Source organism: Proteiniborus sp., from assembly GCF_040308045.1.
Taxonomy (GTDB): domain Bacteria; phylum Bacillota; class Clostridia; order Tissierellales; family Proteiniboraceae; genus Proteiniborus.
Map to the genome: position 1 here is coordinate 1 of NZ_JAWRHZ010000044.1, position 8,233 is coordinate 8,233.

Below are 8,233 nucleotides of genomic sequence, written 5' to 3' on the forward strand. Positions count from 1 at the left end.
AAGATTTTAAAAAGGCAAGGGCTTATTTTAATTATGCGATGAGGCTTGACCCAAATGATGAGTTGATTAGGGACAGGTTAGAGGAATATGGCAAGTATTTAGATTATCTGAGGTATTAGGGTGAGTTAGTAGTAATAGGTAGAAATTACATTTTAATATTAAAGGACTTTAAAGATGTGAGCAGGTCAGTTATATTTACAAAAAAATATCGGGGGGGGATAAGCATGAATATAGTTTTTAAAAAGGAAATTGAGGACATAAGCGCTTCATACGACTTGTTAGAAGATAGTTTAGAAAATCTAAAAAATAAAATCCTTCAAGAGTATATACCTGATTGTAGTAAAAATGGTCAAGTTGAAGAAATACAAAATGCATTGCAAATATTTGAAAAAGTTAAAAGCCATATGAATGAACTCGCAAATTTAAAGGGCTCTTACAAAGAAATGTTTGGAGGTTACATAATTAATAATAATCAGGAAGAAGATAACGAAGAAATTGAAGAGGAGAATGAAAAAGACATAAAAGATGTAGCAGATAGAACAACGTGGAAGAAGGAAAATGAAAACATAAGAATTGAAACGGCAAGACCTGATGGGAGCAGTAGTTATCCTAATATAATTCCAATACACATATTTGAAGAAATTGTTCGAACTATCATAGACCAATTTGTTAGATATAATAAGGATTACATAAAGACATCTACGATATCTTCGTTATTGAATGATAAAATTATTCAAGAAACAAATTATAAAAAGTCTCCAAAGACGCTTGTCTATAGTGTTATTAAAATTCTTATAAAAGAAAATATACTAGAAAATAAAGATAATTATAAGCGAATGTATGTTTTAAAGCAAAGCCCTGAGTATATATTAAAATGGTTAGAGGGTATTTAATGATTTGAATAATAGCAATTATTGTTATTGTTTTTTTGTCAATTGAAAGGATAAAAATATCACTGACAATAAGAAAGGAGATAAAAATGTCAAAAGAACATCCTTCAGTATTTATCAGTTATAGTTGGGATAATGAGAAACACGAAGACTGGGTAACAGTTTTAGCGACTAAATTAAGAGAAAATGGTGTTGCTGCAACGATTGATAAATTTGAAACACAAAGTAGGACTGTTAACCTGAATAGAATGATGGTAGAAAAGATAAAAAATAGTGATAATATCTTACTCATTCTTACTGAGAACTATGCTAATAAAGCAGATATTTTCCAGGGTGGAGTTGGCTATGAAACGAACTTGTTAATACAATATATAAAAGATAATCTAGATAAAATAATCTTAATAATGAGGCATAAGGGAGACTATAGAAAAGCCGTCCCATTTTATCTGGAAGGGTTTCATTTTATTGATTTTTCACATGATGACCAATTTGATATTAAGTTTGATGAATTACTGCATAGGATTTATCAGGTAGATGTAATTGAAGTCCCAAAAGTAGGAGCCAAACCTAAATTAGAGTCAAAGAAAATTATTTATGATAGGGAAGAAAGTGAAAACATTAATATAATTCCCAATTTTAAAGAAATAACGGATTTGGATAAAAATAAATTTATGAAACAAAGTTATGCTGAAATATTATCCCACTTATCTGACTTTGCGGAGCAGACCAAACGAAAAAATAATAATTTTGATTATGAAAAAGATATTATACACAATCAAAAGGCCATTATAAGATTCTATATAAACGGTATGGAAAAGTATGCGATTAAAATATGGATGGGGAATTTGCTTGGTGGTACAAGTCAAAATATATATCTGTCATATGGGAGGCTTAGCATTGATAGTGATAACTCATTTAATAATGTGATTGAATGCGAAGCAACCAAAAATAAAGATTTAAAATTAAAAATGACAATGAATTTTATGGCAGAAAATAATGCAGGTGATGCATATGGGATTGCTGTTGGAATATGGAAAAATATTGTTCAATATTTAGGCTACTAACCTATAATAAAGAGGAGGATTTTTGATGAGGTTAGATTTTAAAGAAATTAAGGATTACTTTTATAGTAACTATTGCAACAATAATACTGACCGCAAATATGCAAGTATGTTCGAAAAAGTTTCACAAATAATTGACGAGAAAGATATATTATATTTTTACCCAAAATACTTATTTGTTGATGAACAAACCTTACAGTTATATTTTGTATTAAAGAACAACAAATTTATTAAAGTCTGGATTAATGAGGATAAACAAATAGTTATGGAGTTTTTTAATATAGAAAAAATTAATAGAGTTTCTTATGAATCTCCTTTAGATGATTATGGCGACTATAAATTGACATTACTTTTTGAAGAAAAGTTAGAAGAGATTAAATTTAACAGTAAAGAGGATACTAATGAGCATTGGAAATACAAACTTGATGAAGCAATATGCAATATGGCAAAATACTTAGCAAATATATAGTAGTGTTGAAAATAAGCAGATAACTTTGATAAAGCCAAATAAATGGCTATTGATATGCTTCAGTATTCTAATATCGATGATTTATCTATTTGTCTTAATGAGATTCCTATAGATTATCACTCAAGTTACATATTAGATATTGATTTGGATTTTTTTCGCACCGCCAAGTATATCAATCCCAATAAGAAAGAAGTCTTTTATCATTTGATTCGTCAGGCTAAAATCATAACAATTGCAACGGAGCCAGACTACATAGGAAAAGGTATCACAGCAGACTATTTATTGAGTAAAATACTTTATTATATAGAAGAAGCCATGAAATAAATAGTTATTACTAAATATAATAAGGACAAGGATGATAATATATGAATTCTCTTTTTATAGAAAACATTATTAAGGAATTTAATTGGGATATTATCACTAGTATGTACGGCAATTCCCATAGTTCTATTATTGGATTTTTGTCAAGCGAATGGATTAAAAAGTCCTCTGACCATTCTGTGTTGGATGGTGTCCCTTCACCTTTTGTAGGTAAGGGAAGAAAAGGGCAAAAGAATGCAGATATCCTATTATGCAAAGGTGATAAACCATTTATAGTAGTTGAGGTTGAAACGTTAGTATCTAAATATTTAGAGAAGATAGATTCAATTGCTTCTTATATCGGGAATACAGAAGATTATGACGGGATTAGTTTTGGACTATTAGTTATGCTTAATTATACAAATGGTGGAAATAAGTATAAGCATAATTGGCATGATGTAAAACAATATGCCATAAGTAAAGATATCCCGATTGTATTTGTTTCTATTGAAAAGAGCAAGGCAGATTTAGGAAATACCGTTTTAGACCATTTAAAAAGAAGGAATGAGTATTATCCGTGGAAAATCAGCAGCATTGATTATTGGGCTTGTGGAAGTGATAGAAAGATAATTGAAGGTAATTTGTTTAAAAGATATGAAGCATTTATGTATGGAAAAAACGAGAATAAGGATGTTAAAATACAAATTTCAAATGAAGAAATAGAATTAGTAATAAATAAAATGGAACTAAATGAATTTACGGTTCTGGACTTCTATGATTATATAAAAGATAATGAGAAAGATTTGCTGGAACGATTAAATTCAGCCTTCATGAATACTGAGAGCAAGAAAGGATATTCACCTTTAAATTATATAAGCAACCGTTTAGTACATTATTCAAGACAAAATGATTCACTTTTAAGTCCTCACGTTTCTTATGAAAAAGGTAAAGATAAATGTTTTATGAAGGTTTCTGAAAAAGACAAAGAAAGATTTAAAAGCGATTATATTGCAGTTTTTAAATTAAAGGACTAAAGAATTAATAACTAAGGAGAAGGTCTATGGAAAGGTGTCAATGGTGCGGCAAAGACTCTAGCGGGTATGGCATGGTAGTTTTAACTATAAAAGAAGATGAGCCATCTCAATTGATATGCGAAGATTGCTACAATAGGTATACGGCAGATATGCTTGGAGTCGAAGACTATAAGGATTTTGAAAAAGAAGCAACCTTTAAAGATTGTGATGGTATAGACCACTACTTTCAAGTAGGAAAGAAGATTCATCCAACAGGTATTTGTTGGAAGGCAGTAGAGTTTACAGGAGTAGATAAAATAGGGTATTCCTTTGAGGTACATCAGGATTTTGAAGAAGATTCAAATGATGCCTTGAGAAGGCTTTATAAAAAGATAAGGAAAGGATTATCACAAAAGTTCATAAAAAGAGAAGTATTCCAAGGACATGAACTTATCTCTTTTAAAGACAATCTAGTAGAAGGGCGTATTGAATGGGATGATAGATACGACGATAGAACACCAAAATTTATTATTGATGGACAGGAATATAGCCTAGAAGAAATCGGTAGAATGATGATGTCCTGCGAAGGATGGAATTTTAAATTAGAAATTATAGAACCTACAGAATAAATTATAGTATTTGATTTGAGGGGGGAAAAATGACTACATCTTTTGAACCAATTATTGATAAAAATTGTAAAATACTAATTTTGGGGACTATGCCTAGTGTAATGTCCCTTGAAAAACAACAATATTATGGAAATAAGCGAAATCAGTTTTGGAAGATAATATATGGGCTTTTTAATAAAGAAGTTGAAGAAGATTATGAGAATAGGAAGACATTCTTATTGAACCAACACATTGCTATTTGGGATGTGTTGAAAAGTTGTGATAGAGAAGGAAGTAGTGATTCAAAAATAATTAATCCTGTTTCTAATGATTTTGAAACCTTTTTCAACCAGTATCCTGGCATAAAAACAGTATTTTTTAATGGGAGTAAAGCAGAGGAATTATTTATAAAGTTGGTAATAGGGAAAATGTGTTTTAAAGAAGGTTTATTATTTTATAGACTACCGTCTACCAGCCCTGCAAATGCAATACGATTCAAAGATAAGTTAGAACAGTGGAAGGTTATTTTATCGTATTTAGATTCATTGATAATAGCCAGTAAGCATTTATAGTAATAGAACCTTGGTCTGGAATCAAGAATCTTGGTTGCTGTAAAAGAGCATATATTATCATAAGGAATAAGGGTTAAGTATAGTTATAGAGGGAATTACGAAGATTAACTTTAATTTGATTTAGTGATATTAAATCCATATAATATAAAAGGTATGGCAATATATAGAAAGGAAGATGTTATAGTATGAATAAGGGATTTTATTATTGCATACAATGATGACTTTCGGTATACTTTGATTGGTGAAATCAAGAGCAAACAGGTAGTTTTAACTAATATTGAAAAGGCTTTGGGGATAAGGTTGCATGTCCTACAAAGCCTTGTTTTATTAGCATTTGGATATCTCGAAATTTATTTTCTCTAAAAAAATCCTTATGGTAGAAATATTGTTCAGTAGAAGTTTGTACTCACAAGGTTCTACTTCCTGCTGAATTTGATTTAGATACTGCTCAACTGCTTGGAGATGGGATAGGGATAAGGATAAGGAATCATAAGTAGTAGGATTAAGAAAACAAGTGACTAATACTGTGATTGCTTTACCTAATTTCCACGCATCCATATTTCCTAATGTCCTATTCACAACCTGTTGCAGGTAATTTAGTTCCAATCTCAAAACTTCTAGATTTATCATAATGACCACTCCTTCACGAAATTTGAAGCATTATAGCCATAGGTACACGAGAAATCAAATTATTTGAGATAAAAGTTTTAAAATTAATAAAATAATTTACGGGTATAACTCAAAATTATAGTAATAAAATGTTACATAAATGGATATAATATTGACACATGACAAACAATAATGTAATATAATATTACAAAGGAGGGTTTAAAGATGGCAAAGGATATTCCTATTGGATTAAAAATAAAGGCTATTAGAGAAGCAAGGGGATTAAGTCAGATTGAAGTAGTAGAACGACTTGTTGAAAGAGATGTTAATATGAGCAGAGAAACATTAAGCAAAATAGAAAACGGCAACAGGACTGTATCGGCTGTGGAGTTAAATGCTCTATGCAAAGTTCTGAATATAGATATAAACATCCTTTTTGAAGATGATGAAGATGATGATTTAGTTACATTATTCAGGAAGAAAAACTTTTCAGAGAAAACGATTAAAGAAGTAGAAAAACTTCAGGATATGGTAAAGGTGTTTATTTATCAAAAGAAAATATATGCTGGGGAGTTTAAACCACAAGAGAGAAAGCCACTATGGGAGGAGTGTTAAGATTGCCAAAGAATAATTTGAATCTCCCAGAAGAATCTTTCAGACTGCAAATTAAAGACTTAGCAGAAGAAACGAGAATAAAGTTTGCTAGAAAAGGGCTTTCCGATATATTTGACATTCTATCGGAGGCTGCATTTTTAGTAAGAAAACCATTGGATACAGATGAATTATCAGGATTTAGCACTTATTTTGAGGAACAGTTTATTGTCTATTTAAATAGTAATTTTACTTTGGGACATGAACGTTATACTGGTGCCCATGAATTATATCATCTTATTTATAATGCCGTTATCCTGAAAAAAGAAAAGATTCTTTTAGATGATGAAAAGCATAAAGCAGAAGATATGAAAGCAAATGTATTTGCTTCTGAATTTTTAATGCCTGAAGACTATGTAAAAGAAGTATTTTATAAAATTGTTAATGTAGATAAAGACAGTATTTTACCAAGGCATATCATTAGAATGCACAATTATTTTAAAGTAAGTTATAAGGTTATGTTAAAAAGACTTATCCAACTTGATTTATGCTCTATTAACAAATATGAGGAACTTGTAGATATCTGCTCACTGGAAAACATGGAGCAACTCCAATCTCTAACCAAGCGGGAAGGCTATAGCATTGAACTGATAATTCCATCAAAAGAAACGTATGTACCTACAGAATATATAGAATTTGTAAAGGGTAATTACGAAAGAGGGAATATTTCATATAAGAACATGAAAAATAGTCTTGAATTTGTCGGACTGACTCCAGAGCAATTCGGATATGAGTATCCCCTAGAAGAGGATTATTAGAATGAGGTACGTAGGAGCCATTTCTGATGCAGATATTTTAATTAATTTAGCCAGAGTTAACAGATTGGATGTTTTAGAACTTTTATTTGAGGAAATCATCATTCCACAATTTGTGTATGATATTGAAATAAAGAAAAATGCAGGAAAGGGTTATGGTGTAATTAATCAAGCCATTCATAAAGATGGGAGCATATTTAAGGTAGTAGATAGGAAGAAAGATATATCTGTAAATATACTTGCAAGAGGTATTATTGAAGATAAGAAAAAGGTAATCGGTCCAGGAGAAAGTGAATGTGCAGGATATGCTCAGGCGTTGAGAATTCCAATAATAATATCAGATAATTATACTGAATTTAAGTGGCTAGATGAGTTCATTACCCTGACACACAATAATATTTTGGCTTTATGTGTGTATTTTGGCGAGATTACAAAAAGTGAGGCAGAAGATATTTTTAATCAAATTAATGATAATTTAACTCGTCCGACTGGGGATACCTTTGAAGACCAATATGGAAAGGCCTTTATAAGATTTGAGAGAAATGGTTGGAAAAAATATTTGGGCATATAGGGGAAGGTATATGTAATAAGGGATATGGGTTAAAGGAATTAGGTCGGATGAAAATGGTAATTGTTACAATATAATAGTTTTCTTCTGTATATTCGCTACAATAGCATTAGTGACACAGACGGAGAGCATATTCTCTTTATACGGTCGGGTTTATTCTGGCATTATTAAAGGAGAATGTGCTTTTTATTTTTTTGAAAGAAAATTTAGACGACGAAATCAAGGTTAGGGGTGATGGACGTGAGGGCAACTTTTCGACAGTAGAGTTTTATCGGGGGATGTTTTTTAATAAAATATTTCAAGGGATGTCATTTAAGTCTGCTATCATTCCTTTAAACCATAGTGTTTTAAAGAGGACATAGAAAGATTTGGAGAGCCATATTGGCACAGAAGTCATCAAGTTACAGGGGTGTTTGTATGTTTAAAACATAAGATACCCCTTTATAACAGCACGGAACTCATAAGGGCAGGGAATAGATAGAAATTTATTAATCCATCCCATGAGAACTGTATAGTAGAAAAAGAAAAAAGTTATTCAAACGATTTAATGAAGATGAAAACAATATTGATGCTTATCAGGAACTGTGGGATCAGAAGTTGATAGAACTTACCCAGTCAGGACTATCAATCCGAGAAATATCAGATATATTAAAGTCATCTACAAAGACAATCAGAAAGGCTATTGATAGACTTGAAATAGAAGAATTCTGGAAGTTTAATGGTGGTGGGAAATATCT

Annotated in this window: 11 protein-coding genes and 1 pseudogene; 11 read left to right on the top strand and 1 reads right to left on the bottom strand. The window is 30.7% G+C overall.

Annotation, left to right across the window (positions count from 1 at the left end; genetic code table 11):
- Window positions 1-224: 224 nt before the first annotated feature.
- The 7 genes from ABV008_RS09300 to ABV008_RS09330 are packed head-to-tail and all read left to right on the top strand — an operon-like array spanning window position 225 to window position 4,913.
- On the top strand, window positions 225-893 hold the full coding sequence (locus ABV008_RS09300; RefSeq protein WP_352419548.1) for a hypothetical protein: 669 nt from the start codon (window positions 225-227) through the stop codon (window positions 891-893).
- A 35-nt stretch (window positions 894-928) separates the two neighbouring features.
- Window positions 929-1,954, top strand: coding sequence for a toll/interleukin-1 receptor domain-containing protein (locus tag ABV008_RS09305; protein WP_352419549.1), 1,026 nt, complete (start codon window positions 929-931; stop codon window positions 1,952-1,954).
- A 25-nt stretch (window positions 1,955-1,979) separates the two neighbouring features.
- Window positions 1,980-2,420: a DUF3908 family protein gene (locus tag ABV008_RS09310; protein WP_352419550.1), complete on the top strand. Its 441-nt coding sequence runs from the start codon at window positions 1,980-1,982 to the stop codon at window positions 2,418-2,420.
- A 54-nt stretch (window positions 2,421-2,474) separates the two neighbouring features.
- On the top strand, window positions 2,475-2,744 hold the full coding sequence (locus tag ABV008_RS09315) for a hypothetical protein (RefSeq protein WP_352419551.1): 270 nt from the start codon (window positions 2,475-2,477) through the stop codon (window positions 2,742-2,744).
- Window positions 2,745-2,785: 41 nt separating this feature from the next.
- Window positions 2,786-3,754, top strand: coding sequence for a hypothetical protein (locus ABV008_RS09320; RefSeq protein ID WP_352419552.1), 969 nt, complete (start codon window positions 2,786-2,788; stop codon window positions 3,752-3,754).
- 26 nt (window positions 3,755-3,780) lie between these two features.
- On the top strand, window positions 3,781-4,362 hold the full coding sequence (locus ABV008_RS09325) for a DUF7686 domain-containing protein (RefSeq protein WP_052221624.1): 582 nt from the start codon (window positions 3,781-3,783) through the stop codon (window positions 4,360-4,362).
- A 29-nt stretch (window positions 4,363-4,391) separates the two neighbouring features.
- On the top strand, window positions 4,392-4,913 hold the full coding sequence (locus ABV008_RS09330) for a DNA-deoxyinosine glycosylase (RefSeq protein WP_352419553.1): 522 nt from the start codon (window positions 4,392-4,394) through the stop codon (window positions 4,911-4,913).
- Window positions 4,914-5,240: 327 nt separating this feature from the next.
- Here ABV008_RS09330 and ABV008_RS09335 read toward each other — a convergent pair whose 3' ends face one another.
- Complete coding sequence (locus ABV008_RS09335; RefSeq protein ID WP_352419554.1) at window positions 5,241-5,543, bottom strand: hypothetical protein; 303 nt, start codon at window positions 5,541-5,543, stop codon at window positions 5,241-5,243.
- Between the two features lie 204 nt (window positions 5,544-5,747).
- Between ABV008_RS09335 and ABV008_RS09340 the strand changes: the two genes are divergently transcribed.
- The 4 genes and pseudogenes from ABV008_RS09340 to ABV008_RS09355 all read left to right on the top strand — a co-directional run.
- Window positions 5,748-6,137, top strand: coding sequence for a helix-turn-helix domain-containing protein (locus ABV008_RS09340; RefSeq protein WP_262429062.1), 390 nt, complete (start codon window positions 5,748-5,750; stop codon window positions 6,135-6,137).
- A 2-nt stretch (window positions 6,138-6,139) separates the two neighbouring features.
- A complete protein-coding gene (locus ABV008_RS09345) occupies window positions 6,140-6,931 on the top strand; it encodes an ImmA/IrrE family metallo-endopeptidase (RefSeq protein WP_502929769.1) in 792 nt (263 codons plus the stop codon).
- 1 nt (window position 6,932) lies between these two features.
- Complete coding sequence (locus ABV008_RS09350) at window positions 6,933-7,499, top strand: PIN domain-containing protein (RefSeq protein ID WP_138205136.1); 567 nt, start codon at window positions 6,933-6,935, stop codon at window positions 7,497-7,499.
- Window positions 7,500-7,851: 352 nt separating this feature from the next.
- Window positions 7,852-7,977 (top strand): annotated as a pseudogene (locus ABV008_RS09355) (hypothetical protein); the annotation flags it as partial.
- Window positions 7,978-8,233: the final 256 nt, after the last annotated feature.

Bases quoted from the DNA above. Each gene is read 5' to 3' on its own strand.
- ABV008_RS09315 (WP_352419551.1), top strand. From the start codon at position 2,475: ATGCTTCAGTATTCTAATATCGATGATTTATCTATTTGTCTTAATGAG.
- ABV008_RS09340 (WP_262429062.1), top strand. From the start codon at position 5,748: ATGGCAAAGGATATTCCTATTGGATTAAAAATAAAGGCTATTAGAGAA.
- ABV008_RS09300 (WP_352419548.1), top strand. From the start codon at position 225: ATGAATATAGTTTTTAAAAAGGAAATTGAGGACATAAGCGCTTCATAC.
- ABV008_RS09325 (WP_052221624.1), top strand. From the start codon at position 3,781: ATGGAAAGGTGTCAATGGTGCGGCAAAGACTCTAGCGGGTATGGCATG.
- ABV008_RS09335 (WP_352419554.1), bottom strand. From the start codon at position 5,543: ATGATAAATCTAGAAGTTTTGAGATTGGAACTAAATTACCTGCAACAG.
- ABV008_RS09310 (WP_352419550.1), top strand. From the start codon at position 1,980: ATGAGGTTAGATTTTAAAGAAATTAAGGATTACTTTTATAGTAACTAT.
- ABV008_RS09350 (WP_138205136.1), top strand. From the start codon at position 6,933: ATGAGGTACGTAGGAGCCATTTCTGATGCAGATATTTTAATTAATTTA.
- ABV008_RS09330 (WP_352419553.1), top strand. From the start codon at position 4,392: ATGACTACATCTTTTGAACCAATTATTGATAAAAATTGTAAAATACTA.
- ABV008_RS09320 (WP_352419552.1), top strand. From the start codon at position 2,786: ATGAATTCTCTTTTTATAGAAAACATTATTAAGGAATTTAATTGGGAT.